At 65.9% G+C, this 25,161-nt stretch carries 29 protein-coding genes; 16 read left to right on the forward strand and 13 right to left on the reverse strand.

Annotation, left to right across the window (positions count from 1 at the left end):
• Positions 1–37: 37 nt before the first annotated feature.
• Positions 38–1,147 (forward strand): histidinol-phosphate transaminase, encoded by a 1,110-nt coding sequence (hisC, locus tag DIZ22_RS15870; protein WP_048938558.1) that lies wholly within the window; start codon positions 38–40, stop codon positions 1,145–1,147.
• 4 nt (positions 1,148–1,151) lie between these two features.
• Positions 1,152–2,057: a prephenate/arogenate dehydrogenase family protein gene (locus DIZ22_RS15875; RefSeq protein ID WP_048938557.1), complete on the forward strand. Its 906-nt coding sequence runs from the start codon at positions 1,152–1,154 to the stop codon at positions 2,055–2,057.
• Between the two features lie 94 nt (positions 2,058–2,151).
• Here DIZ22_RS15875 and DIZ22_RS15880 read toward each other — a convergent pair whose 3' ends face one another.
• The 4 genes from DIZ22_RS15880 to ftsE are packed head-to-tail and all read right to left on the reverse strand — an operon-like array spanning position 2,152 to position 4,987.
• A complete protein-coding gene (locus DIZ22_RS15880; RefSeq protein WP_037509970.1) occupies positions 2,152–2,844 on the reverse strand; it encodes a lysophospholipid acyltransferase family protein in 693 nt (230 codons plus the stop codon).
• Between the two features lie 3 nt (positions 2,845–2,847).
• Positions 2,848–3,378: a YdcF family protein gene (locus DIZ22_RS15885; RefSeq protein ID WP_010338644.1), complete on the reverse strand. Its 531-nt coding sequence runs from the start codon at positions 3,376–3,378 to the stop codon at positions 2,848–2,850.
• On the reverse strand, positions 3,375–4,277 hold the full coding sequence (locus tag DIZ22_RS15890; RefSeq protein WP_122928397.1) for an FtsX-like permease family protein: 903 nt from the start codon (positions 4,275–4,277) through the stop codon (positions 3,375–3,377). Before DIZ22_RS15890 ends, DIZ22_RS15885 begins: the two co-directional genes overlap by 4 nt.
• Positions 4,277–4,987 carry a cell division ATP-binding protein FtsE gene (ftsE, locus tag DIZ22_RS15895; RefSeq protein WP_004208937.1) on the reverse strand — a complete coding sequence of 237 codons (711 nt, stop codon included), beginning with the start codon at positions 4,985–4,987 and terminating at the stop codon, positions 4,277–4,279. The genes DIZ22_RS15890 and ftsE overlap by 1 nt, the downstream gene beginning before the upstream one ends.
• Positions 4,988–5,167: 180 nt before the next feature.
• Between ftsE and DIZ22_RS15900 the strand changes: the two genes are divergently transcribed.
• On the forward strand, positions 5,168–6,025 hold the full coding sequence (locus DIZ22_RS15900) for an MJ0042-type zinc finger domain-containing protein (protein WP_048938555.1): 858 nt from the start codon (positions 5,168–5,170) through the stop codon (positions 6,023–6,025).
• Between the two features lie 9 nt (positions 6,026–6,034).
• Here the strand turns inward: DIZ22_RS15900 and DIZ22_RS15905 are convergent, their stop codons facing one another.
• Both DIZ22_RS15905 and DIZ22_RS15910 read right to left on the reverse strand, forming a co-directional pair.
• Positions 6,035–6,940, reverse strand: a complete 906-nt coding sequence (locus DIZ22_RS15905) for a pirin family protein (protein WP_048938554.1) — start codon at positions 6,938–6,940, stop codon at positions 6,035–6,037.
• A gap of 22 nt (positions 6,941–6,962) precedes the next feature.
• Positions 6,963–7,250: a BolA family protein gene (locus DIZ22_RS15910; RefSeq protein ID WP_004208941.1), complete on the reverse strand. Its 288-nt coding sequence runs from the start codon at positions 7,248–7,250 to the stop codon at positions 6,963–6,965.
• A gap of 45 nt (positions 7,251–7,295) precedes the next feature.
• Between DIZ22_RS15910 and DIZ22_RS15915 the strand changes: the two genes are divergently transcribed.
• The 6 genes from DIZ22_RS15915 (at position 7,296) to DIZ22_RS15940 (ending at position 13,226) form a co-directional block, all read left to right on the forward strand.
• Complete coding sequence (locus DIZ22_RS15915; RefSeq protein ID WP_048938553.1) at positions 7,296–7,913, forward strand: J domain-containing protein; 618 nt, start codon at positions 7,296–7,298, stop codon at positions 7,911–7,913.
• A gap of 121 nt (positions 7,914–8,034) precedes the next feature.
• Positions 8,035–9,327 carry an Hsp70 family protein gene (locus DIZ22_RS15920; RefSeq protein WP_048938552.1) on the forward strand — a complete coding sequence of 431 codons (1,293 nt, stop codon included), beginning with the start codon at positions 8,035–8,037 and terminating at the stop codon, positions 9,325–9,327.
• Between the two features lie 86 nt (positions 9,328–9,413).
• The gene (gene cobS / locus DIZ22_RS15925) at positions 9,414–10,421 is read left to right on the forward strand and encodes a cobaltochelatase subunit CobS (protein ID WP_048938551.1); all 1,008 of its coding nucleotides are present in this window, start codon (positions 9,414–9,416) and stop codon (positions 10,419–10,421) included.
• Positions 10,422–10,457: 36 nt separating this feature from the next.
• Positions 10,458–10,880 (forward strand): OsmC family protein, encoded by a 423-nt coding sequence (locus DIZ22_RS15930; protein ID WP_048938550.1) that lies wholly within the window; start codon positions 10,458–10,460, stop codon positions 10,878–10,880.
• A complete protein-coding gene (gene cobT / locus DIZ22_RS15935) occupies positions 10,877–12,703 on the forward strand; it encodes a cobaltochelatase subunit CobT (protein WP_048938549.1) in 1,827 nt (608 codons plus the stop codon). Before DIZ22_RS15930 ends, cobT begins: the two co-directional genes overlap by 4 nt.
• 52 nt (positions 12,704–12,755) lie before the next feature.
• Positions 12,756–13,226 (forward strand): GreA/GreB family elongation factor, encoded by a 471-nt coding sequence (locus DIZ22_RS15940; RefSeq protein ID WP_048938548.1) that lies wholly within the window; start codon positions 12,756–12,758, stop codon positions 13,224–13,226.
• 66 nt (positions 13,227–13,292) lie between these two features.
• Here DIZ22_RS15940 and DIZ22_RS15945 read toward each other — a convergent pair whose 3' ends face one another.
• The 3 genes from DIZ22_RS15945 to DIZ22_RS15955 form a co-directional block, all read right to left on the reverse strand.
• The gene (locus DIZ22_RS15945) at positions 13,293–13,784 is read right to left on the reverse strand and encodes a DNA starvation/stationary phase protection protein (protein ID WP_048938547.1); all 492 of its coding nucleotides are present in this window, start codon (positions 13,782–13,784) and stop codon (positions 13,293–13,295) included.
• A 122-nt stretch (positions 13,785–13,906) separates the two neighbouring features.
• The gene (locus DIZ22_RS15950) at positions 13,907–14,473 is read right to left on the reverse strand and encodes a TMEM165/GDT1 family protein (RefSeq protein ID WP_004208951.1); all 567 of its coding nucleotides are present in this window, start codon (positions 14,471–14,473) and stop codon (positions 13,907–13,909) included.
• Between the two features lie 11 nt (positions 14,474–14,484).
• Complete coding sequence (locus DIZ22_RS15955; protein WP_004208952.1) at positions 14,485–14,808, reverse strand: hypothetical protein; 324 nt, start codon at positions 14,806–14,808, stop codon at positions 14,485–14,487.
• A gap of 201 nt (positions 14,809–15,009) precedes the next feature.
• Here DIZ22_RS15955 and rpmG point away from each other — a divergent pair, with 201 nt between their 5' ends.
• On the forward strand, positions 15,010–15,177 hold the full coding sequence (gene rpmG, locus DIZ22_RS15960; RefSeq protein WP_004208953.1) for a 50S ribosomal protein L33: 168 nt from the start codon (positions 15,010–15,012) through the stop codon (positions 15,175–15,177).
• 135 nt (positions 15,178–15,312) lie between these two features.
• Here the strand turns inward: rpmG and DIZ22_RS15965 are convergent, their stop codons facing one another.
• Both DIZ22_RS15965 and DIZ22_RS15970 read right to left on the reverse strand, forming a co-directional pair.
• The gene (locus tag DIZ22_RS15965) at positions 15,313–17,193 is read right to left on the reverse strand and encodes a PhoX family phosphatase (RefSeq protein WP_048938546.1); all 1,881 of its coding nucleotides are present in this window, start codon (positions 17,191–17,193) and stop codon (positions 15,313–15,315) included.
• Positions 17,194–17,342: 149 nt separating this feature from the next.
• Positions 17,343–17,705, reverse strand: coding sequence for a response regulator (locus DIZ22_RS15970; RefSeq protein ID WP_170978437.1), 363 nt, complete (start codon positions 17,703–17,705; stop codon positions 17,343–17,345).
• Positions 17,706–17,773: 68 nt separating this feature from the next.
• Here DIZ22_RS15970 and DIZ22_RS15975 point away from each other — a divergent pair, with 68 nt between their 5' ends.
• The 5 genes from DIZ22_RS15975 to DIZ22_RS15995 are packed head-to-tail and all read left to right on the forward strand — an operon-like array spanning position 17,774 to position 21,008.
• Complete coding sequence (locus tag DIZ22_RS15975) at positions 17,774–18,061, forward strand: DUF3572 domain-containing protein (RefSeq protein WP_037509952.1); 288 nt, start codon at positions 17,774–17,776, stop codon at positions 18,059–18,061.
• Positions 18,058–18,714: a hypothetical protein gene (locus DIZ22_RS15980; protein ID WP_048938545.1), complete on the forward strand. Its 657-nt coding sequence runs from the start codon at positions 18,058–18,060 to the stop codon at positions 18,712–18,714. The genes DIZ22_RS15975 and DIZ22_RS15980 overlap by 4 nt, the downstream gene beginning before the upstream one ends.
• On the forward strand, positions 18,711–19,178 hold the full coding sequence (locus DIZ22_RS15985; protein WP_007715324.1) for a RidA family protein: 468 nt from the start codon (positions 18,711–18,713) through the stop codon (positions 19,176–19,178). The genes DIZ22_RS15980 and DIZ22_RS15985 overlap by 4 nt, the downstream gene beginning before the upstream one ends.
• 43 nt (positions 19,179–19,221) lie before the next feature.
• Positions 19,222–19,878: a glycerophosphodiester phosphodiesterase family protein gene (locus tag DIZ22_RS15990; protein ID WP_276309034.1), complete on the forward strand. Its 657-nt coding sequence runs from the start codon at positions 19,222–19,224 to the stop codon at positions 19,876–19,878.
• The gene (locus tag DIZ22_RS15995; protein ID WP_048938543.1) at positions 19,875–21,008 is read left to right on the forward strand and encodes a GNAT family N-acetyltransferase; all 1,134 of its coding nucleotides are present in this window, start codon (positions 19,875–19,877) and stop codon (positions 21,006–21,008) included. The genes DIZ22_RS15990 and DIZ22_RS15995 overlap by 4 nt, the downstream gene beginning before the upstream one ends.
• Here the strand turns inward: DIZ22_RS15995 and DIZ22_RS16000 are convergent, their stop codons facing one another.
• Positions 21,009–21,305: an SEL1-like repeat protein gene (locus tag DIZ22_RS16000; RefSeq protein ID WP_004208961.1), complete on the reverse strand. Its 297-nt coding sequence runs from the start codon at positions 21,303–21,305 to the stop codon at positions 21,009–21,011.
• A gap of 237 nt (positions 21,306–21,542) precedes the next feature.
• Between DIZ22_RS16000 and DIZ22_RS16005 the strand changes: the two genes are divergently transcribed.
• Entirely contained in the window at positions 21,543–22,814 is a 1,272-nt protein-coding gene (locus DIZ22_RS16005; protein WP_048938542.1) for a multidrug effflux MFS transporter, read from the forward strand.
• A 108-nt stretch (positions 22,815–22,922) separates the two neighbouring features.
• Here DIZ22_RS16005 and DIZ22_RS16010 read toward each other — a convergent pair whose 3' ends face one another.
• Positions 22,923–25,091, reverse strand: a complete 2,169-nt coding sequence (locus DIZ22_RS16010) for a TonB-dependent receptor (RefSeq protein WP_048938541.1) — start codon at positions 25,089–25,091, stop codon at positions 22,923–22,925.
• Between the last annotated feature and the right edge of the window lie 70 nt (positions 25,092–25,161).

Here is a 25,161-nt window from a genome sequence, read left to right on the forward strand (position 1 = left end):
TTTGCCTTTGGCGCGGAAGCCGCTAAAGCCGCGCTCCATGAGCGACGCTGCAGCAAAACCCGCCCCCAAGGACTGGATTCTCGGCATTCATGCCTATGTGCCGGGCAAGTCCGCCGCCGATGACGGCCGGCCGCTGATCAAGCTGTCCGCCAACGAGAACCCGCTCGGCACCGGCGCGGCTGCCCGCGCGGCGCTGGTGGCGGCGACGGCGGACCTGGCCACCTATCCCGATCCGGGCGCGGCCAAGCTGCGCGAGGCGATCGGTGCGGTCCATGGGCTTGATCCGGCGCGCATCATCTATGGCACCGGGTCGGACGAACTGCTGCATATCGCCGCCAGCGCCTATGCCGGGCCGGGCGACGAGGTGCTTTATGTGCGCTACGGCTTTTCGGTCTACGACATTGCCGCCCGCCGCGTCGGCGCGACGCCGATCGAGGCGCCCGACGCCGATTATGCGACCGATGTCGATGCGCTGCTGGCCTGCGTGACGGAGAAGACCAAGGTCGTCTTCCTTGCCAACCCCAACAATCCCACCGGTACCATGACCAGCCGGGAGGAGATTGCGCGGCTGCACGCCGGGCTGCGCCCCGATATCCTGTTCGTGCTCGACCAGGCCTATGCCGAATATCTGGACGCGGACGAGGATGATGCGGGGCTGGAACTGGCCAAGACCGCCAGCAACGTGTTCGTCACCCGCACCTTCTCGAAAATCTATGGTCTGGCCGCTGAGCGGATCGGCTGGGGCTATGCCAGCCAGGATGTGATCGACATCCTCCACCGCATCCGCGCGCCGTTCAACGTGACCACCGCCGGCCAGGCCGCTGCGGTCGCCGCGATCCAGGATAATGAATGGGTCGAGGCGAGCCGCGCCCATAATGCGCAATGGCGCGAATGGCTGGCCGGCGAGATCGCGTCCCTCTCCAACCATGGCCTGCGCGCGGTGCCGAGCCGCACCAATTTCCTGCTGATCCTGTTCGACGGCAAGCTGACCGCCGAGGCGGCGATGAAAGGGCTGTGGGACGAGGGCTATGCCACCCGCTGGCTGCCCGGCCAGGGCCTGCCCAATGGCCTGCGCATCACCATCGGCACCGAGGGACAGACCCGCGCCGTCGCCGCCAAGCTGCGCGCCATGGCGGAGGCGGCCTGACGCTATGCTGCCCTTTTCCCGTGTCACCATCATCGGCCTTGGCCTGATCGGATCCTCGCTGGCGCGGGCGATCCGCGAATATATGCCGACCGTCCGTGTCACCGGCCATGATGCCGATCCGGCGGTGCGCGAAACCGCCCGCCGCATCGACCTGTGCGACGACATCACCGATACGGCCAGCGCTTCGGTGACCGACGCCGAACTGGTGATATTGTGCGTGCCGGTGCGCGCCATGGGCGCGGCAGCGGCGGAGATTGCCGACGAGTTGCCGGCCGATGCGATCATCAGCGACGTGGGTTCGTGCAAGGCGGACGTGCTGGCGCAGCTCAACGCCGCTTTGCCCGGCCGCATCATCATTCCGGCGCATCCGGTGGCCGGCACCGAAAATAGCGGGCCGGAAGCGGGCTTTGCCACCCTGTTCAAGGGCCGCTGGTCGATCGTCACCCCGCCCGCCGATGCCAATCCGGCGGCGGTCGAGCGGGTGTCGGAACTGTGGCGCCGGGTCGGTGCCGATGTCGAGACGATGGACCCGGCGCATCATGACCTGGTGCTGGCGGTGACCAGCCATTTGCCGCACCTGATCGCCTATACGATCGTCGGCACGGCCAGCGACCTGGAGAATGTCACCCAGAGCGAGGTGATCAAATATTCGGCCGGCGGCTTCCGCGACTTCACCCGTATCGCCGCATCGGACCCGACTATGTGGCGCGACGTGTTCCTGGCGAACAAGGACGCAGTGCTGGAAATGCTGCAGCGTTTCTCGGAGGATCTGTCGACCCTACAGCGGGCGATCCGCTGGAATGACGGCGACACGCTGTTCAACCTGTTCACGCGCACCCGCGCGATCCGCCGGTCGATCATCGAACAGGGCCAGGACGACGCCAAGCCCGACTTCGGCCGGTCGCATTGATAGCAAGCTGCCATGATGCTTAAGCATCAGCAGCTTGAAACGCTCAGGCGCCGCGCGGGCTTGGCAAAGCGCCAAGGGCGCTGTGCGAATCTGTTCAATTGAGCGCGTTGATCGCGGCGTGGACGCGGATCTCGGCCTCCTTGCGGTCGAGGCCGGTGGGGACGATCTCACCCACCTTGTAGGTGATCGTGCCGGGGCGCTTGAGGAACTTGCCGCGCGGTGAGACGACGCCGCTGTCGATCGCGATCGGCACCACCGGCAGGCCGAGCAGGCTGTAGAGGCCGGCAAAGCCCGACTTGAGCGGCGGCGCTTCGCCATGGGGAACGCGCGTGCCTTCGGGGAACAGGCAGACCGCCCGCCCCTGCGCCACGGCGTCCTTGGCGGAGGCACGCAAGGTTCGCAGCGCGCTGGCGCCGGCGGTCCGCTCGATCGGGATCAGGCCGTAGCGCCGGGCGATGCCGCCCCAGAAGGGAATATCGAGCAGTTCCCGTTTCGCACCGATCACCGGCCGGTCGAACAGGCAGAGCAGGTCGATCGTCTCGAACATCGATTCATGCTTGATGATGTAGAGATAGGGACCGATCGGCAGGTCGCCATCGACCACGATCCGCTGCCCCAATATCCAGCGCACGCAGAGGCGATGAAAGCGGCTCCAGCCGGTCGCCGCCGACTGGACATGCGCGGGCTTGAACATCCCGCCGATGACGGCCGCCAGCACGAAGAAGGCCGTGCCGACATAGAAGGCCAGCATGAAGACGAGCGAGCGAAGGGCAATGAACAGGGTCATGGATCAGATACCAAAGAGCGCGGCCACGCGGCGCGCGAGATATTTATTATATTCCCGCACCAATATGGTGAGGCTGGGACGGCTGGGCACCGCGTCATAGACAAGGTTGATGCGGCCCGGAAGCGCCTGACGCAGTTCGAGCGCGGAACGCCGCATATGCCAGTCGGTGGTGATGAGGCGGACGCTCTTATAATCGCGCCGTTCCAGCCAGCGGGCCGTCTCGATCGCGTTGGAGCGGGTGTCGATCGCCTCGCGCCCCAGGGTGATGCAGCAGGTGAAGAGCGACAGCCGCGTCTTGTATTCGGCCGCCAGTTCGACCGGACGGACCGAGCGGTCGACGCCCGAAATCAGCATGCGCTTGGCCGCGCCTTCCTCCAGCAGGGCCAGCCCCCGGTCGATCCGACCGGCGCCGCCGGTCAGCACGACGATCGCGTCGGTCTGTCGCCCGTCGAGCGGCTGGGGCAGGAACATCGCGAACCAGGCGAAGCCCAGCATCCAGCCGAGCAGCGTAACGGCGATCAGGCGGACGATCATAGCGAGCGCCCGAGTGCGCGCAGCACGGTCCAGCGGCCGGTGAGCGTCGACAGGAGAATGCCGGCAATCGGCAGCGCCGCGAGCAGCGCCCAGCTGGTCCAGGGCAAGGCGACCGCGCCCATCAGCTGCGATCCGGTGGCCGACAGGCGTGCGCCGATCAGCAGGATCACCAGCACGGCGAAGGAAAAGCCCAATGCGCCGCCCATGGTGGCGTCGAGCGCGATCCGACGCTGGAACAGGCGGGCGATCTGTACATCGGTCGCGCCCATCAGGTGCAGCACCTCGATCGTGGTGCGATGGCTGTCATGCGCGCCTCGCGCCGCCAGCACGACGACGGCGCCGGTGGCGAGCCCCATCAGCAGCACCAGCCCGCCCGACAGCCAGCCCAGCGCGGTGAGCAGGCCGGCCAGCGGGGCAAGGAAGGCGGCATGGGGTTCGACCCGCAGGCTGGGCGACAGGGTAGCGAGCGACCGGCGCAACCGGTCGACCTTGGCCGTCGCATCGCCCGGCGTCAGGCTGATGTCGATCAGCGCCGGGATCGGCAGGTCGCCGCTGGTCACATCGGCGCCGAGCCAGGGACGCAGTTGCTGCGCCAGCGTAGCGGCCGGGACCGGTGCGACCTGGCGCACATCGCGATTGCCGCGCAGCGCCTGTTGCACGCGGGCGGAGAGACGATCGCGCTGCTGCGCATCGGCCTCCACCACCTGAACCGTGGCGCGGCCGGCAAGATCGGCGCTCATCGCGCGGACGGCGGTGCCAAGGCCCAGGCCCGCCGCGGCGGCCAGCACGGTAAGGAACATCATGATCGCGATGATCCAGGGCATCGGCCCCGCCACCCGACCGGCGGGCAGCAGGCGATGGCGCGCGGCGGCCGCGCTGCGACGATTGCCCCCGGCCATCAGGCGCCACCCTGCGGACGGGGCGGATAGCGCAGCGCGCCGGTCGGATCGGCCAGCCGGCCCTTGTCCAGCCGCATCATCTGCGCGCTCGCCACCTGCGCCATCAGCGGCAGGTCATGGGTGGCGACGACGATGGTCGTGCCGAGGCGGTTGAGCGCCTCGAACAGGGTCATCAGGCGGCGGGCCATGTCCGCGTCGACGTTACCCGTCGGTTCGTCGGCGACCAGAATCTCCGGCCGGCCGATCACCGCGCGGGCGATGGCAACGCGCTGCTGCTCCCCGCCCGACAGGGTGGCGGGCCGCGCCTGACCGCGATCGCCCAGCCCGACCCAGTTCAGCATTTCGCTGACCGGCGCGTCGATCTCGCTTTCCTCCATGCCCGCGACCCGCAGCGGCAGGGCGATATTGTCATAGGCGGACAGATGCGGGACCAGCCGGAAATCCTGGAACACGACGCCGATGCGGCGACGAAAGCCGGGCAGGCGCTTGCGGGGGAGCGTCACCACATCCTCGCCGAACAGGCGGATCACGCCGCGACTGGGCCGCTGGGCGAGATAAAGGAGCTTGAGCAGGGATGTCTTGCCCGCGCCCGAGCTGCCGGTGAGGAAATAAAAATCGCCGCTGTTGAGCGAGAAGCTGACGTCGGACAGGGTCTCGCTGTCCAGACCATAGCGCAGGCCGACATTTTCGAACTGGACGATGGCCGACATAAGTGACGTGTGGCGCCGATGCGCTCCCTGCTTCCCCGAAGCCCTGCCATGGCACAGGCGGCGGGGACGCGTAAAGGGCAGGCCGACAAACTATCCCGCGCAATGCCGCGAGTCGCGCCCATGAGCGGGTCTGTGTTTCAGACTCTTGCCCTAGAGTCCCTGCCATGCCTATGAAGCAGAATGATCCTGGTGTGCCCCAATTGCGCGACGCGCTACATCGTGCCCGACACCGCCGTCGGCCCGGACGGACGCCAGGTGCGGTGCGCCGCCTGCAAGCATAGCTGGTTCCAGGAAGGCCCCGCCCCCGCGCCGCGCGAAGAGGCGCCCGAACCGGCCGCTCCCGCGCCGGTTGCGCCGCCGCCCGCTCCGCCGCCACCGCCACCACCGCCCCCCGTGGAAGCCGCGCCCGCCGAAGCGCCGATGCGATTCACGCCGGCGCCCGAGCCGGAACCGGTCGCACCCGCGCAGCCGGAGGCCGCTGCACCGCCGCCGATCGAACCTGCGGCCGAGCCGACGCCGGCGATCGCGCCCGATTACCGGTTCGACGACATTTATGCCGGCGTATCGCAGCCGGCCGAAGAGGTGCCACCGCCGCCGTCGCTGCCGGCCAAGCGTCGGCGCAATGGCGCCAAGCTGCTGACCTGGGCCGCCGTCCTCTTCTTCCTGCTGGTCGCGGCCGCCGGCGCTGCGCTCCATTATTTCGGGCCACCGGCCTGGGCGGTGAATATGGGCCTGGTCGCCGAAGAGGGCGATCCGGACCTGCTCTTCTATCTCTCCAAGCCTGCCGAGCGGCGCAAGCTGCCCACCGGCGAGGAATATTTCGCCTTTGGCGCGCGGATCGTGAACAGCGGCAAGCAGGCGCTGCCGGTGCCGCCGGTGCTGGTGCAGCTGCGCGACCGGCAGAACCGGCTGGTGTTCAGCTGGACCACCAAGGCGGACAAGGCCCGGCTGAAGCCCGGCGAGGAAGCGTCGATCAACGAAAGCCGGATCGACATTCCCAAGAATGCCGAGAATCTGTCGCTGACCTTCGTCGAATAAGCCTGACCGTCAGGGGTAGCTGACGGTCTTGGGCCGGCCCTGCGGGATCGGGATAAATTCCTGATCGTCGCCCGGAATGAGCGGGAAGCGCATCGCCTCCCAATCCTCGCGCGCCTGCATCAGCCGGTCCTTGGTCGAGGAGACGAAATTCCACCAGACATGGCGCGGGGTCGCGAATGCCTCGCCACCGCACAGGACGAGATTGGCGCCATGATCGCTGTGCAGCGTCGCCGGCACGCCGGGACGCAGTACATAGAGCGTCTGGGGCAGCAGCTCGACGCCGTCGAGCGTGGCCGATCCCTGCCAGAGATAGAGCGCCCGCTCCTCGGCAATGGCATCGACCGGGATCGAGCCGCCGGGACGCAGCTGGATATCGGCATAGATGGTGTCGGCATAGGTCGAGACCTGCGCCGTCTCGCCCCAGAGCGTGCCCATGATGACCCGCGCCCAGGAGGCATGATCCTCCAGCACCGGCAGACCACCACCCTCGACATGCTCGAAGGCCGGGTCGCATTCCTCGTCGCGCTCCGGCAAAGCGAGCCAGGTCTGGATCGCCAGCAATCTCTTGTCATGGCCGCGATCGGCGGGCGGGGTGCGTTCCGAATGGACGATGCCCTTGCCCGCGGTCATCAGATTGACCGCGCCGGGGCCGATCAGTTGCTGCGTGCCGAGCGAGTCGCGGTGGAGGAACGTCCCCTCCAGCATGTAGGTGACGGTGGCCAGGTTGATATGCGGATGGGGGCGGACGTCCACCCCCTGCCCCGTCGGCAATAGCGCCGGCCCCGCCTGGTCGAAGAAGATGAAGGGGCCGACCATGGTCCGCTCCTTCGCCGGGAGCGCGCGATGCACCTTGAAATCGCCCAGATCATGGGTCGTTGGCGTGATCGTCTGCAGCAGCACATTGTCGCTCGACATGGGACGGCTCCTGTCGTTGGGGTCAGGCTTCTCCGGGCGCGCGGGCCTTGATCGCGAGGGCATGGACCTTGTCGCGCAGCAGGTCGGCGAGCGCGGCATTGACCAGGCGCTGGCGGGCAACGCGGCTCTGGCCGACAAAGCGTTCGGCGACGATCTCCACGGTGAAATGGCTTTCGCCCGACCCGTCATGGCCGGCATGGCCGCGATGCTTTTCGCTGTCGTCGATGACGGCGAGATGGGCAGGAGTCAGGGCGGCGCGCAGCCGCGCCTCGATTTCGGTGGCGACAGGGCCTTTGAGGTCGGTGGTCATGCGCCCTATATAGGCTGCTTTGCCAGCCATTCCATCAGGACAATCTTGAGCAGCGATCCCTTCTCGACCCGTCGTTTCAACCGTTTCCATGGCCGCGTGGAAAGCGACCGCCCCTGCGCCGTGCCCGGTTGCCCGGAACCGGGCGAATTTCGCGCGCCATTGCAGGATGGCCACCGGTCGCATCACGAGGGGCCGCAATGGCGCTGGCTGTGCCTGGACCATGTCCGCGCCTTCAACCAGGGTTATAATTTCTTCACCGGCATGAGCCCGGAGGAGATTGCCGCGGCCCAGCGCCCCTATGCCGGCTGGGAGCGGGAGACCCGCGCCTTTTCCAGCAATGCCGCCAGCCCGCCGCCCAAATGGTCGGACTTCCAGGACCCGCTCGACGCGATCGGCGCCAAGTTCAAGGAGCGCGTCGCCAAGGCACGGGCCGATGCGCAGGGAAGGCAGGACGGCCAGTTCCTGTCATCCGAGGACCGCAAGGCGCTGTCGGTGATGGGCCTGCCGATCGACGCCGACCGCAAGGCGCTGCGCACCCGCTATACCGAATTGCTGCGCCGCTATCATCCCGACCATAATGGCGGCGACCGCACCAAGGAGGGGCAGTTGCAGGACGTGATCGAGGCCTATGGCCATCTGCGCAAGGCGCCGGTGTTCGCCTGACTTCGCATATTTGCACACCATTCCGGTCTGGCATCCCGCCCAGATGTAGGACAGGATGGCCTTGCCGCGCCGGAATGACGCTGCCATAGCGCCCGGCCCTCGATTTTCCCGGAGAGACCCCATGCAGGATCAGCCCCGCGCGCTGGGCCTTGATTTCGGCACGACCAACAGCGTCGCCGCCATCGCCCATGCCGGCCAATCGGAGCTGGTCGAATTTGCCGGCGCGCAGGCGACCGGCGCGGTGTTCCGGTCTGCCCTGTGCTTCTGGCATGACAGCCATGTGAAGGGCGGCATGGCGCATGAGGCCGGCCCCTGGGCGATCAGTGAATATCTGGAATTTCCCGAGGACAGCCGGTTCCTGCAATCCTTCAAGTCGGTGGCGGCCAGCCCGATCTTCGAGAGCGCCAGCATCTTCGAGAAACGCTATCGCTTCGAGGAACTGGGGCAGATGTTCCTGGGGAAGATGATCGGCCATGCCGGCGGCACGCTGGACAAAAGGCCGGAGCGGATCGTCGTCGGCCGGCCGGTCGAATATGCCGGCGCCCGGCCCGACGAGGCGCTGGCGCGGCAACGCTATGACGCGATGTTCGCCGGCTTCGGCAGCGAGATCCATTATGTCTATGAGCCGCTGGGCGCGGCGTTCAGCTATGCCAGCCGGCTCGACAGCGCGGCGACCATCCTGGTCGCGGATTTCGGCGGCGGCACCAGCGACTTTTCGCTGGTGCGGGTCGAGGCGCCGGGCGCGGCGCGGCGCTGCGTGCCGCTGGGATCGGCGGGCATTGGCCTGGCCGGTGACCGGTTCGACTATCGCATCATGGACCAACTGGTGCTGCCGATGCTGGGCAAGGGCGGCGCCTACACCTCCTTCGGCAAGGAACTGGAGATACCGCGCAGCTATTTCGCCGATTTCGCCGACTGGTCGCGCCTGGCGCTGATGCGCAACCGGCGGACGATGGACGAGCTGGCCAAATTGCAGAAGGCGGCGCGCGATCCCGCCGCGATCGGCCGGATGATCACCGTGATCGAGAAGGAACTGGGCTATCCGCTCTATGATGCGGTCGGCGCGCTGAAGCGGGCCCTGTCGGACGCGGACAGCGCCAACTTCCACTTCGAGGGCGGCGGGATCAGAATCGAGACCGAGGTCGCGCGCGCCGATTTCGAGCGCTGGATCGCGGCCGACATCGCCGCGATCGAGGCGACCGTCGACAAGGCGCTGGCCAAGGCCAATGTCGCCCCGGAAAGCATCGACCGGGTGTTCCTGACCGGCGGATCGTCGCTAATCCCGGCGATCCGCGACATTTTCTTCCGCCGTTTCGGCCATGACCGGATTGCCACCGGCGGCGAGTTGACATCGATCGCCCATGGGCTGGCACTGGTCGGACAGGAGGCCAATCTGACCGAATGGGCCGCTTGATCCCGCGCGATCCAGCCCCCACTGTCTCGACACACCCTTGCCCGATCGTTTAGGGCGAGAGTGACTCGCAGGAAGATGATGACGACATGACCGACATTTCCAACATCCAGCCCGATGCCCGTTCCGAGACGCTGATGGAGGCGCCCGACCGCGAAGTCGATGTGCGCGAGATGTTCGGCATCGACATCGACATGAAGGTCCCGGCCTTTTCCCAGGCCGATGAGCGCGTGCCCGACCTCGACCCCGCCTATGTGTTCGACCCGGACACCACGTTGGCGATCCTGGCCGGTTTCGCCTTCAACCGCCGTGTCATGGTCCAGGGCTATCATGGCACCGGCAAGTCGAGCCATATCGAGCAGATCGCTGCGCGCCTGAAATGGCCGTGCATCCGCATCAACCTGGACGCGCATATCAGCCGCATCGACCTGGTCGGGCGCGACGCGATCGTGCTGAAGGACGGCCAGCAGGTCACCGAATTCAAGGAAGGCCTGCTGCCCTGGTCGCTGCAGCGCCCGGTCGCTCTGGTGTTCGACGAATATGATGCCGGTCGCCCGGACGTGATGTTCGTGATCCAGCGCGTGCTGGAAACCGACGGCAAGATGACGCTGCTCGACCAGAATCGCGTGATCCGGCCGAACCCGCATTTCCGCCTGTTCGCAACCGCCAACACGGTGGGCCTGGGCGACACGACCGGCCTCTATCATGGCACGCAGCAGATCAACCAGGGCCAGATGGACCGCTGGAACCTGGTGGTGGCATTGAATTACCTGCCCGCCGCGACCGAGGCGCAGGTGGTGCTGGCGAAGTCGGGCGAATATGATCATGAGGGCGGCCGCAAGGAGGTCGAGAGCATGATCAAGGTGGCGGAACTGACCCGCCAGGGCTTCATCAACGGCGATATCTCGACCGTGATGTCGCCCCGCACCGTGATCAGCTGGGCGCAGAATGCGCTGATCTTCAAGGATGTCGGCTTCTCTTTCCGCCTGTCCTTCCTCAACAAGTGCGATGAGGCGGAACGGCCGCTGGTGGCGGAATATTATCAGCGCGTCTTTGGCAAGGATCTGCCCGAGAGCGTGGCGAGCCGGGCGAACTGAACCTTCGCACGGCCCCTTGAACGAAAGGGCAGACCCATGATCGTCGTCGAACGGATCGACCCCAATGGCGGCAGTGCGCACCGGATCAGCATCCGGGGCCATGAGATCGTCGCCGACATGTCGGCGCCGGACGGCCATGACGCCGGGCCGGACCCGCATGACCTGTATGATTCGGCGCTGGGTGCCTGCAAGGCGATGACCATGCTCTGGTATGCCCAGCGCAACGGCATTCCAGTCGAGAATATCCATGTCGGCGTGGTGCGCGATGCGAGCCAGGAGCGGGCCGGCATCTACAAGCTGACCACCCGCATCGCCGTGACCGGCCCGATGAGCGACGAGCAGCATGACAAGCTGATCGCGGTCGCGGCGAAATGCCCGGTCCACAAGCTGATGAGCGAGGTCGAGACGCAGATCGAGACCATCGCCGTGCCGCGCGTGCGCGATCCGGAGGGCCGGTGACCGAACGTTCCCCCCTCGACGCCTTCAAGGATGTGCTGGCCGGCACCGCGCGGGCGATGACGCGCGACATGGAGGTGGAGGTGAGCTTCACCGCCGACACGCCGCACATGGTGGGCAAGGCGATCAAGGTGCCGACGCCCAGCCGCGCTTTGCCCGCCGATCAGGTGGCACTGGCGCGCGGCTTTGCCGATGCCAATGCGCTGAAGCTGCGCCACCATAATGCCAGGCTGCACAATGCGATGGCGCCAGGCGAAGCGGTGGCGCGCGCGGTGTTCGACGCGGTCGAGCAGGCGCGGGTCGAGGCGATCGGATCGCGGGCGCTGGACGGCGTGCGCGCGAACCTCAATGAGGCGCTGGCGATGCGCCTGAAGTCCGATCCGATCCGCCGGGCGCGGGCGGCGGACGAGGTGCCGCTGTCGACCGCGCTGGCGCTGAAGGTGCGCGAGCGGCTGACCGGCCAGGCGGTGCCCGAGGAATTGCAGCCGGCGATGAAGCTGGTCGACCAGTGGATCGAGGACAAGGCGGGCACCGATCTCGACGCGCTGGGCCTGGCGATCGACGACCAGCGCGCCTTCCAGAAGCTGACCCAGGCGATGCTGGAGCATCTGCAACTGGTCGATGCCGACGTGCCGCCCGAAACCGACGACCCCGAACCCGAGGATGAGGGCGAGGACAAGGAGGAAGAGCAGGAAGAAGGCGATGCCGGCCAAGAGGAATCGGGCGACAGCGACATGAACGCCGAAGCCCGGTCCGAGGATCAGGGCGGCGAGACCGAAGAGGGCGACACCGACTATAGCGAGGAGTTCGACGCCGACGCGGAAGACGGCGCCGACGATATGGGCGAGGAAGGCATGATGCCGGTGCGGCCCAATCGGCCGACATCCGACCTGCCCCCCGGTTTCGACTATAAATCCTACACCCAGAAGCATGACGAGGTCGTCACCGCCGACGACCTGTGCGACGAGGATGAACTGAACCGTCTGCGCGGTTTTCTGGACCAGCAGCTTGTGTCGTTGCAGGGGGCCGTCACCAAGCTTGCCAACCGGTTGCAACGCCGGTTGATGGCGCAGCAGCTTCGCTCGTGGGATTTCGACCAGGAGGAAGGGATTCTTGACGCGGCGCGGCTGGCGCGGATCGTGATCGATCCGACCCGGTCGCTGACCTACAAGATCGAGCGCGACACCGAGTTCCGCGACACCGTCGTCACCCTGTTGATCGACAATTCAGGATCGATGCGCGGCCGGCCGATCAGCATCGCCGCGATCAGCGCCGACATCATGGCCCGCACCCTGGAACGCTGCGGCGTGAAGACCGAAATCCTCGGCTTCACCACGCGCGCCTGGAAGGGCGGACAGAGCCGCGAGGACTGGCTGGCGGCGGGGCGTCCGCCGATGCCGGGACGGCTCAACGACCTGCGCCACATCATCTACAAGAAGGCCGACGAACCCTGGCGCCGGGCGCGCAAGAATCTGGGCCTGATGATGCGCGAAGGGCTGCTGAAGGAAAATATCGACGGCGAGGCGCTGCTATGGGCGCATGCGCGCCTGATCGCGCGGCCCGAGGAGCGGCGCATCCTGATGGTGATTTCCGATGGTGCGCCGGTCGACGACAGCACCCTGTCGGTCAATAGCGGCACCTATCTGGAGCGGCATCTGCGCCAGGTGATCGACTGGATCGAGAACCGGTCGCCGGTGCAACTGGTGGCGATCGGCATCGGCCATGATGTCACCCGCTATTATCGCCGCGCCGTGACCATCATGGACGCCGAACAATTGGGCGGCACGATGGTTGAACAGCTTGCAGGGCTGTTCGACGAGGATTGACCGGCCAGTTCGGTCCCGTCGTCCCGCATTATTGGAATTCTGGAGAGGCAAGATGAGTGTCGCCTTTCGTCGCGAGAGCGACGATGAGCATATGGAGCCCAAGTTCGAGCTGCCGATCCCGCTGGGGCCGAACTGGGTCACGGCGCGCGGATTGCGGCTGACGCAGGAACAGGTGGCGGCGCTGGAAGCGATCGACACCGCTGCGATGGACGAGGAAGCCGCCAAGAAGCACAAGCGAGTGCTGCGCTATTGGCGCACGCGGCTGGCGACGGCGGAACTGCGCCCGGCCCCTGATGGCGAGACGGTCGCGTTCGGGACGCGGGTAACCTATCGGCTGAACCGGCAGGAGAAGACCGTGGCGATCGTGGGCGATGACGAGGCCGATCCGCATGAGGGGCGGATCAGCTTTTCCGCACCGCTGGCTCGCGCGATGATGGACGCCGAAATCGGCGAGGCGGTCGATTTTGCCGGCAAGGACGGCGCGATCGAGATCGTGGCGATCGGGGTGGTGGACGAGGCGTAAGCCCCCTCACCGATTGCGATCATGAAAAGGGCCTCCCGGCGACTTGCCGGGAGGCCCTTTTCAGATTCAGGCGCCTCGGGCGGCCTCGAACAGGAACCAGGCGCGCTGTTCGGCCTGGTCGGTCCAGTCGTCGACAATGCCTTCGGTCGCATTGTCGCCTGCCTCGGTAGCGGCGGCCTTCACCGCGCGGAAGGTTTCGACCAGCGCCAGATTGTCGTCGCGCAGTTCCTTGAGCATGTCGGCCGGGCTGACGAAATCGGCGTCATTGTCCTTGACGGTCTGATGACGGGCGACGTCGCCGATCGAGCGCAGCGTGGTGTTGCCGGTCTTGCGCACGCGCTCGGCGATCAGATCGGTCACGTCCAGAATCTCGGTCGCCTGCTCGTCGAACATCAGATGATAGTCGCGGAAATGCGGGCCGGAGACGTGCCAGTGGAAATTCTTGGTCTTGAGATAGAGGGCAAAGCTGTCGGCCAGGGCGCCGTTCAGGGCCTCTGCGACCGACTTGGTGGCGTTGCTCTTGAGGTCGGTGGGCGTCTTGAGATCGGGGGCGGTCATGCATTGTCCTCCTGTTGGGGCGGAATTGATTTCGGACATATAATGATTGTCCGTCAATAAGGTGCCCCCGCAAGTCGGAAATCTTTGGGCAATTTATCGGTCAGGCTGATGAAGGGAATCGATCAGAGCCGGCCGATCGCGCTCATCGCCATGCCCGCACCCGCCAATATGGCGATGCCGCCGCCGACCAGCCGAATCGCGCGCACCGGCAGCACGGAGAGGAACCGGTCGCGCATCAGGATCACTGGCACGCTGGCGGCGATCACGCCGATCGCGCCGCCGATCGCGGCCAGCGCCGGGTCGGCCGTGCGGGTGGCGATGCCCAGAATCAGGAATTGCGGGCCGTCGCCAAAGCCGAGGATGAAGACGCCGAGCGCAGTGGTGAGGAACGGCCCGATGCGCCAGTCGTCGAGCGTGTCAGGCATCTTCACTGGCCAGAGCAGGCCGACGCCCAGGAACAGCAGCGACAGCGCCATGAACAACAGCCGTGCGTCATGGCCCAGCATCGGCCCGATCCAGGCGCCCGCTGCCGCGGAAAGCGCTGCATTGGCGATGGCGGCAACGGCGACGCCGGCGATGATCGCCCCGTCGCGTTGATAGCGATGGGCGAGCGCCAGCACGAGCAACTGCCCCTTGTCCCCGATTTCCCCGAACAGGCAGCCCAGCAGGGCGATCAACAAGGCGTCCATTCCAAATCCCGTCAGGCGTGCAGGCGGTGCACCGTAGCGGGCGCGGCGGCCGGCGGCAAAATATTGTCGAGCGGCGGCAATTCGTCGGCGATCGCGTCCCGCATCCGGTCGAGATAGGAGAGGACCACCGAATCGAGCCCGTCTAGCGAGAGGACCGACTGGAGCGTGGCGGCCAGGTCGCCGACGCTATCGACGCGGAAGGCGCGCGCGATATGGCGGATCTGGTCGACCTCGTCATGCAGGCGCGGCACCGACACATGGCCGCGCTGGGCGGCGAGTCCGTCGACCCGCCGCAGCAGGTCCGCCAGAATCGCCAGTTTCGGATCATGTCGCATGGAGCCATCTCCCTTCATCCGTGCCCCGCCTGACAGCATGCGCGCATAGGGTTAAAGGGCCGTAAAGCCTGTTGCGCAGCCTCCATTGGGCACGCGAGCCTTGACATCGGGGCGAATCTGCCCCAAGGGGCACCGCTGAAACGGGGCGGTCCGACAGGGCCGCTTTTCTTTTTACGCTATTTCAAGACCAGGGACCAAGCCATGGCCAAGCCGGCAACTGTCAAGATCCGCCTCGTCAGCACGGCTGACACTGGCTTCTTCTACGTCACCAAGAAGAACCCGCGCACCACGACCGAAAAGCTGAGCTTCAGCAAGTATGACCCGGTCGTGCGCAAGCATGTCGAGTTCAAGGAAGCCAAGATCAAGTAAGCCGTAGCGGGCTTCGCGCCCGCGCGCCTGATCTTTCGGCACCGAAAAAGGCCCGTCCCTGTTGGGAGCGGGCCTTTTCCTGTTGGCATTCGAGCCGGATAGGCCCCCGATCCGAAGATCGGGAGCCCGATATCGTCAGTTGCCGACCGGCTTGGCGTCGGTGCGGCGTACGACGATGGTCGAGGAGCGCGGCTGCTGGCCCGAAACCGGCCAGTTGCCGGTCGGATGCTGGATGTTGATGAAGAAGTTCACCAGATCCGGCGTGTAGGCGATACCGGTGATCTCGCACCCGGCCGGACCGACCAGGAAGCGCATCGACTTCTTGGTCGACTGGTCGATGTAGAACATCGCATTCTGGCCGAAGACCTGTTCGATCGTGCGGCTGGAATCACCCGACGAACCCGGCACCGAATGGTCGGTCTGGACCCACAGGCGGCCCTTGGGATCGATGCGGATGCCATCCGGGCTGGAGAAGGTGTCGCCGTTGATATTGCCTTCCAGATCGTCAGTGGCGGCGCCGAAGCTGGCCAGCGAGGGATCACCCGCCAGCAGGAAGATTTCCCAGCTGAACTTGGTGGACAGCGGCGAATTGCCGTCCTCCTTGAACTTGATGATATGGCCGTGGCGGTTGGTCGTGCGCGGATTGGCGGCGTCGGTCGACTTGCGGCTGCTGTTGTTGGTCAGCGTCACGAAGATCGCGCTGTTGTCGGGCGCAACCGTGATCCATTCGGGGCGATCCATGACGGTACCGCCGGCAACACGGGCAGCCGAGATGGTGTTGACCAGCACCTGCGCCTGGTTGGCGAAATCGACCGTGGTCGGGGCAGGCGCCGTGGTGAACTGGCTGACATTGCCCGGATCGGACGCGCCGACGACCAGGCCATTTTCACCCTGGACCAGCGCACGCCATTCGCCCGTGCCGTCGCCGTTGAAGCGGGCGACATAGAGGGTGCCATGGTCGAGCATGTCGGTGTTGGCGGCGCGATTGCCGGTCGAATAGGCGCGATCGCAGACGAACTTGTAGATGCAGCCCGGCGTGCCGTCATGGCCCATATAGAAGGCCACGCGGTTGTTGCTGTCGGCCATATAGGCGACATTTTCATGGTCGAAACGGCCCAGCGCGGTGCGCTTGGTCGGCACGGCCAGTTCCAGATAGGGGTCGATTTCGACCACCCAGCCGTAATTTTCCTCCGGCTGCGTCGGATCGAGATAATTGTCGGTCGATTCCTCGCAGGTGAGATAGGTGCCCCAGGGGGTCCGGCCCGACGAGCAATTGTTGAGCATGCCCTTGATCGTGCCCGACAGCAGGCCCGACGCGGGGCCGCTGGCCTTGTAGCTGCTGTTGCCGGTGTAGCGCTTGTTATATTTCGAGCCGGCCTTGACCGACCATTTGCCGTCCGACGCCTTGGCGATCTCTACCACGCCGATGCCGACCGCCGACAGGGCGAGCGCCTTCTGATCGGCCGTCGCGGTGGCCGCGTCATAGCTGCCGGCCATCAGGATGTTGAAGTCGGGATATTCGAAGTTCATCGCCAGCAGGCCGCCGCTATTGGCGTCGGTCCCCGACAGTTCGAAATATTCCATGCCGTCATGATTGCCGCCGGCCCATTTTTCGGCGTCGGCCGGGGTCGGATAGCTGCCCGAATAGGGGGTGCCGGTTTCGACCGAGTCGCCCGCCTTGAGCAGGACGTCGACGGTGTAGCCCGACGGCACGGTCACGGTGTCGGCCATGCTGGCGGCGACCGGCGTGAAGCTGATGCCATAGCTGGGCGTCGGGGTCGGCGTGGGGGTCGGAGTCGGCGTGGGCGTGGGCGTCGGGGTCTCTTCATCATCGTCATCGCATGCGGCCAGCGCGCCGAGCATGGGCAGGATGGAGAGGCCGAGCAGGCCGTTCTTGAGGATGGTGCGGCGGGCCGGATTGGCGGCGACGATCGCCTCCAGGCTCTGGTCGCCCATATCGATGGTCGGCTGGGCCGCACGCGTGGCCGCGCGCGCCTCGTCGGTCAGATGAGACATGATAAAATACCCCTGTGCATCCGAGCGTCGGCATGACCGCCGCGCCCTTGGCGCGCATGACGTGACAGAGGAGGATGACGCGCAAACTGCGCTATGATGTCAGTGCGGCGACCGAATGATGACGCATCAGTGACGCTGTTGCCGGTGGGTTACAGCAGTGCGTTCACCTGTTCGACGAATCGCAGCACCGAGATCGGCTTGGACACATAGGCGTCGGCGCCGGCCGTGCGGATACGATCCTCGTCGCCCTTCCCGGCATAGGCGGTGACCGCCATGATCGGCACCGCCGACAGGCTGTCATCGCCCTTGAGCGAGACGATCAGGTCATAGCCGCTGACATGGGGCAGATGGATGTCGGTGATGACCAGGTCCGGCGCAAATTCACGCGCCTGCGCCAGCACGTCGCGGCCATCGCGCAGCGGCAGCACGTCATGCCCGTGCGCGCGCAGCAGGTCGCAAAAAAGTTTCAGATTGAGTTCGTTGTCCTCGACAACGAGCACGCGCTTTGCCACGAGTCACCCGCGTTCCAGAGAAGCCCCTTGGTGCGCGCCTATAGCCGCCCATTCCGCGAGAGCCAATCATGCGACCCGAGACCCAGAATGGCAAGCCGGATAGCGCCGCCGATGCCGAAATTTTGGCATTAATGGCAATGGGATGGACGCTGAGCGATGGTCGCCGGGCCGATCGGCTGCTGGCGCTGACCGGACTGGATGCCGATGCACTGCGCGCCGGGGTCGGCAATCGCGCGATTTTGGGCGCGGTGCTGGCCTTTCTGGCCGACCATGAACCCGATCTGGTTGCCTGTGCCGAGGCGATCGACAGCAGCCCGGCGGCCCTGATCGCCGCGAAGGAGAATCTGAGCCGATGAGCCGTCCGCTGATCATCACCGACTGCGACGAGGTATTGCTGCACATGGTCGTGCCGTTCCGCCACTGGCTGGACGAGACGCATGATGTGCATTTCGACATGCGCGAACAGGGTTTTGCCGAGGCGCTGCGCCACAAGGACAGCGGCATCCCGCTGGAACGCGAACTGGTGTGGGAATTGCTGATCGCCTTTTTCGATACCGAAATGGCGCGCCAGACCCCGATCAGCGGCGCGGTCGAGGCGCTGCACCGGCTGGCACAGATCGCCGATATCGAAGTGCTGACCAATATCGGCGAGCGCCACCACCAGCTGCGCATCGAGCAGCTGGCGAGCCATGGCCTGCACCTGCCGGTCCACTGGAACCATGGCGGCAAGGGGCGCAAGCTGGCCAATATCCTGGCCGAGCGCCAGCCGAGTTGCGCCCTGTTCATCGACGATCTGGGCGAGCATCATGCGTCGGTCGCGCGTCATGCGCCCGGTGTATGGCGGCTGCACATGGTCGGCGAGCCCGAGATCGCCGGCGACATCCCGGTCGCGGACAAGGCCCATGCCCGGATCGACGATTGGGCCAGCGCCGAAAAATGGATCATCGCCCGCCTGGCCGAAGGGCCGGCACCCGCTATTTCAACGCCCCTGAATGGAGCCATTGCATGAGCATCGACGCCCGCCTTGCCGAACTCGGCATCACCCTGCCCGCCGCCGCCGCGCCGGTCGCCGCCTATGTGCCGGCGGTCGAAGTCAACGGCCTGCTGCATATTTCCGGCCAGATCGCACTGAAGGACGGACAGCTGATGACCGGCCGCCTGGGCGAGGACCGCGACCTCGATTATGGCGTCGAAGCCGCGCGCGCCTGTGGCCTGAACCTCATCGCCCAGATGAAGGCGGCGCTGGGCGGCGACCTCGACCGGGTCGAGCGGATCGTCAAGCTGGGCGCCTTCATCGCCAGCGCGCCCGGCTTCACCGACCAGCCCAAGGTTGCCAATGGCGCGTCGGAACTGATGGTCGCGGTGTTCGGCGAAGCCGGCAAGCATGCCCGCAGCGCCGTCGGCGTGCCGGTGCTGCCGCTGGGCGCAGCCGTCGAGATCGACGCGATCGTGCAGGTTCGCCCCGCTGCATAAGCGGCCTGACTGGCTGACCGCCCGCCCTTTCGCCCATCGCGGGCTGCATCGGGCGGGCATCAGCGAAAATGGCATGGCGGCGTTCGATGCCGCCATCGCCAGGGGGCTGGGCATCGAATGCGATGTCCGGCTGAGCCGCGACGGCCTGCCCTTCGTCTTTCATGACGCCAGCCTGATGCGGATGACCGGGCAAGCGGGCGCCGTGGCGGATCGCGATGCGGCAGAACTGGACGCGCTGCGCCTGCCCGATGGCGGCGCAATCCCGCGCCTCGCCGCACTGCTCGACGCCTGTATCACGACGCCGCTGCTGATCGAGATAAAGGTCGAGGGGCGCGATGTCGCGCCAATCTGCGCCGCGGTGGCAAGGACGCTCGACGGCCGCGATCAGCCGGTGGCGGTGATGTCGTTCAACCCGCTGGCGATGCGCTGGTTTGCGCAACATCGGCCGGACATGGTGCGCGGACTGGTGAGCAGCAGCCAGAACAAGGGGCGGCTGCGCGCGCTTTTCGACCGCACCCTTGCACTTTGGCTGGCCAATCCCGATTTTCTGGCCTGTGATATCCGTGACTTGCCCTTCCGCTTCGCCGATGCCGCCCGTCGCCGGGGGCTGCCGGTGTTGAGCTGGACGGTGCGCAGCGCGGCGCAGCGGGCGATCGCTGCGGCCCATGTCGACCAGATCATCTTCGAGGAGATGGCATGAGCGAATTTGTCGCGCGCATCGCCGGTGGCGTCGCCGACCTGCCCAGGGCGCAATGGGATGCCTGTGCCGGCAGCGCCAATCCGTTCGTCAGCTGGGATTTCCTGACCGCACTGGAACGGTCTGGAAGCGTCGGGCCGGGCACCGGATGGCAACCCTTGCCGATCGTCATCGACGGGCCGGACGGGACGATCGCGGCGGCCGCGCCGCTCTATGCCAAGACCCACAGCCAGGGCGAATATGTGTTCGACCATGGCTGGGCCGATGCCTGGGAGCGGGCGGGCGGCCAATATTATCCGAAAATACAGATCGCCGCGCCCTTCTCCCCCGTGCCCGGCCCCCGATTGCTGCTGCGCGATTCGACGCTGGGGCCGGCGCTGATCGCGGGAATCGAGACTTTGGTCGAGCGCAACGACCTGTCATCGGCGCATGCGACCTTCGTCGATCCCGACCAGATCGCGCTGTTCGAGGCGGCGGGCTGGCTGATTCGCGAGGACAGCCAGTTCCATTGGCATAACAAGGGCTATGCCGGGTTCGAGGATTTCCTGGCCGAACTTTCGAGCGAGAAGCGCAAGAATATCCGCAAGGAGAGGCGGCGCGCGGTCGAGGGACTGGAGGTCGTCCACCTGACCGGACGCGACCTCACCGAAGCGCATTGGGACATATTCTGGGATTTCTATCAGGATACCGGCGCGCGCAAATGGGGCAGGCCCTATCTGACCCGGTCCTTCTTCTCGATCCTGGGCGAGACGATGGCGGACAGGATATTGCTGATGCTGGCGCTGCGCGAGGGCCAGGCCATTGCAGGGGCGCTAAACCTGATCGGCGAAGACACGCTCTATGGCCGCTATTGGGGATGCCGCGAGGACGTGCCCAACCTGCATTTCGAGCTATGCTATTATCAGGCGATCGATGCGGCGATCGCGCGTGGGCTCGACCGGGTCGAGGCGGGCGCGCAAGGCGGCCACAAGCTGGCGCGCGGCTATGCGCCGCAGCCCACCTATTCGGCGCATCATATTCCCAATGCGAGCTTTCGCCGGGCGGTGGCGGGCTTCCTCGACGCCGAACGGGAGGAAGTGCAGCGCGACCGTTTGTTGCTCAATGAAAGAACGCCCTTCCGCAAGGAAGGCTGATCAGGCGGCGCGGACTTCGGTCGCGACGATCCAGGCACGGGCCTGGCGCTGGGCCTCGGCAATCTCGCGCGCGGTCATTTCCTCGGCGATTTCGGCGCGCATGCTCTGGCCGGCTTCGCTGCCGCCACGGGCCGCAAGGTTGAACCATTTATGGGCCTCGACCAGGTCGATCGGCATGCCCCCGGTGCCGCAGCTATAGGCGACGCCCAGTTCGAAACAGGCCTCTGCCGAGCCGTGGGCCGCACCGGCCAGACGACTATCCATCAAGAACTGCGCACTTTTGAGACTATTTGCCATGATCTTCCCCTGTATCCCTAACCCAATGTTCCAACCTTTGGTTTGCGAGTGGGGGCAGAATGCCCGGCAGGCCGTAAAAAATGGTTAACGGCAAAATCGGCATATTTGCGCAGTTTGCCCGAAGCTGCTGGATGCAGCAGGGTTAATGCCCGGCGGGCGATGACAGGTGGGCGATGAGGGGCGGAAATAAGCGCGTTGGGGCTGGCGCCGCCGGGCGATTGTCCGCATAGGCCAGTGATGGCCGAAAATTCCCCCATGGGCGCGCAGCCTGCCGCAAAGGATATTCATTTCCGCGAGTTCGTGCTGCTGTGTGCGTGCCTGATGGCGATGAATGCGCTGTCGATCGACCCGATGCTGCCGGCCCTGCCCGATATCGGCCGCGACCTGCATATCGCCAATCCCAATGACCGGCAGTTGATCATCAGCTTCTACTTCATGGGGCTGGGCGTGGGATCGCTGCTGTTCGGCGTGCTGTCGGACCAGTTCGGGCGCAAGAAGGTGCTGGGCGGGGCGATGATCCTGTTCATCCTGTCCTCGATCGCCTGTGCCGGGGCGCACAGCTTCACCATGTTGCTGATCGCGCGCACCAGCGCCGGCTTCTTTGCCGGGGCGAGCCGCGTCATCACCGTCGGCATCATCCGCGACCGGTTCAAGGGCGACGCGATGGCGCGGGTCATGTCGCTGATCTTCGCGGTGTTCATGCTGATCCCGGTGATGGCACCGAGCTTTGGCCAGGCGATTTTGTGGATTGCGCCGTGGCGCTGGATCTTCTGGGTGCTGGCGATCCTGGCGACCGCGATCCTAGGCTGGATGGCGATCCGCCTGCCCGAGACGCTGCATCCCGACAATCGCATCCGCATCAACCCGCGCACCATCCTCCAGACGGTCGGCACGATCTTCCGCACGCGCAGCTCGGTCGGTTACATGCTGGCGAGCGGCGTGGTGATGAGCGGCCTCATCGGCTTCATCCTGTCGGTGCAGCAGATCTTCTTCGACGTGTTCCATGCGCAGAAGATCTTCCCGCTCGCCTTTGCGACGATCGCCGGCAGCATGGGCATCGGCAGCCTGGTCAACAGCCGGCTGGTCTCGCGCTTCGGTGCGCGGCGGCTGAGCCAGAGCGCGCTGATCGCCTTCATCCTGATCGCGGCGGTGCATCTGGCGGTGATCCTGGCCGGGCAGGAAACGATCGTCACCTTCATGGTCCTGCAGGCGATGACGATGATGACGGTGGCGTTCACCGCGTCCAATTTCAGCGCGATCTCGATGGAGCCCTTCTCCAAGGGAGCGGGCGTCGCCTCCTCCTTCCAGGCGTTCCTGACGACCGCGGTGTCTAGCGCGCTGGGCAGCTTGGTCGGCCGCGCCTTCGACGGGACCACCCTGCCCTTCACGCTGGGGCTGCTCGTGTTCGGATCGGGATCATTGCTGATCGTCTTCTGGGCGGAGCGCGGCAAGCTGTTCACCCGGCCGCACCTCAACGCGCTGCGCGAGGATTATGAGGCGATGCACTGACTTTCTGGTTGGAAAGTCCGCACCGGCCCACAGCCCCACCCGGCCGCCCACGGAGTGTATCCTGATTGGGAGGCCGGGCGCACCGATGGGATGCGCCCGGCCGGTTCCTCAGAAGCGCGTGCTGAGGCCCAGATTGATCGAGCGGCCCATGCCCGGCACCGGGCGCAGCACGCCGGTCGCGCCATAATCGCCCAGCGACATGCCGCCGAGCGGCAGGTCATAGCCGGCGTCGAAGAGATTCTTCGCCTCGACCGTCAGCTTCACTCCCTTGGCCCAGAGCGGCAGCGTATAGCCGGCGCGCAAGTCGACCAGCGCATAGCCGCGCGTGCGCGGTTCGTTGCGGGTGGCGTCGACGCGATTCTTGTCGGCGACAAATTCGACATCGGCGCCCAGTTCCAGCGCGTCGATGCGATGGGCGAGGCCCATCTTCAGATCGAGCGGCATCTGGCGATAGAGCGGGCCGCCATCCGACAGATTGCGGCCATGGACGTAAGCAGCGTTGGCGGTGAAGCTGGTTTCGACATGGGCGCTGCGCTGGAGCGGCACGCTAGCGCTGACATCGACGCCGTAAAATTGGGCATCCTGATTGGCGAATTGCAGCTGCACGAAGCCGCTGGGCATGCCCATCATGTCGGTCAGATCCTGGAGATGGACCGCGTCGATATAGTCGTTCACGCGGGTATAATAGGGCGAGATCTTCAGCGTCGCCCCGCCCTTCGCGGTCAGACGCAGCGCGGCGCTGACGGTGTCGGCCTGTTCCGACTTGAGGTCGAGATTGCCGACATAGCCATTGCCGTCGCCATACCAGCCGATCATCTGGCTGGCCATCGCACCCCGGCCCCAGGCATAGCGTTCGTAGAGATTGGGCGCGCGGCTCTTGTGCGCATAGCCGATTTCAAAGGCGAGCAGGTCGGACGCCTGCCAGCTGGCCAGCGCGGTCGCGCTCCAGTTGTTGTCGGTGCGGCGATGGCTGCGTGCGTTGAAGGCTTCGGCCGCCATGGCGTCGGCCATGTTCATCATGCCGGTGCCATAGGGCTGGACGTCGCCGGTGTTCATCCGCACTCGATCGAAGCGCGCGCCGATCGAGGTGGAGAGCCGATCGGTCCAGTGCGATTCCCATTCGCCGAACAGGCCGAGCCGGTCGCGCCGGCCATTGTTGATGTTGATATAGGGATTGGGGCCCATCATCATCGATCCGGCGACCGGCGGCCACCAGTCGTCCATGCCCTGATGCTGATAATCGCCGCCGACGCGCAGCGTGTCGTGCGGGCCGACCGGCAGGCTCAGCTTCATCGCCGAGGTGAAGCTGTGAATTTGCGTGTTCATCGGCATGGAACCGGGCTGCTTGTCGGCGAGGAAGTCCATCCGATGGGCGGTGTCGCGATAGCCGACGCTGGCATCGACATCGCCCCAGGCGAAGGTGCCGCGATAGCGGCCGTTGAGGAACCAGGACTTGTTCGAGGTCATGTCCATATATTGGTTCGGGAAGCCCTCATAGGGCGAGAAATGATAGCCGCCCTTCAGTTCGAACAGGCCAAGGCGGGTCTGGGCGGCGAGCGCCAGTTGATGGTCGGTTTTGGCATATTCGGTCGAACGCACCACGCCCCGGTCGCCGCCGCCGTCATAATTGTCGGACTGGGTGTAGGAGCCGCTATAGGTGGCGCTGATCCGCTTGCCCGCGACCGTCAGCGTGACGCCGCCGCCAAAGGCGTCGCCATTGCTGCGATAGAAGCTGGAGGCCTCGCCCGTGACCAATGTGCCGCCATCGACGGCGAAGCGCGGCATCGCGCTTTCGACGGCAATGATACCGGCGATATTGTCACCGCCCATGCTGACCGGCGAGACGCCCGGCACCACCGCGATGCTGCCGACCGTCTGCGGATCGGTATAGGAAAGCGGCGTATTCATGTCGTTGGGACAGGCAATGTCGACCGGGATGCCGTCAAGCGTGATGCGAATCCGCTGTTCGGTCAGGCCGCGCAGCGCCGGCATGGAGGAAAAGCCGCCGCCGCCATTGGCCGCGACGCCGGGCAGACTGGCAAGGATGGCTGCGGTATCGCTGCTCGACAGGGCGCGACGGCGCAATGTGCCGCTGCCGAGCCGGGCGCCGTTGAGCGGCGCGCTGCCGATATCGAGCGCAGCCGCGTCGAAGCGGGTCTGGAGCGGCGGGGCCGCGTCATCGGCGATGGGGGTATCGGCCGGCAGGCTGTCCTGCGCGGCGACATGGGTGGGGAGCAATGCCAGCGATGCGGCGATTGCGACGAGAGATGTCTTCATCGGAAACCCTGTTTGCGCGCGCCTGCCTTCCCGGCAGGGGCGCTTGATCTGAAAGAAAGGCCGCGCGGCG

Source organism: Sphingobium sp. LF-16 (assembly GCF_003711185.1).
In the GTDB taxonomy this organism is placed as follows: Bacteria; Pseudomonadota; Alphaproteobacteria; order Sphingomonadales; family Sphingomonadaceae; genus Sphingobium; species Sphingobium yanoikuyae_A.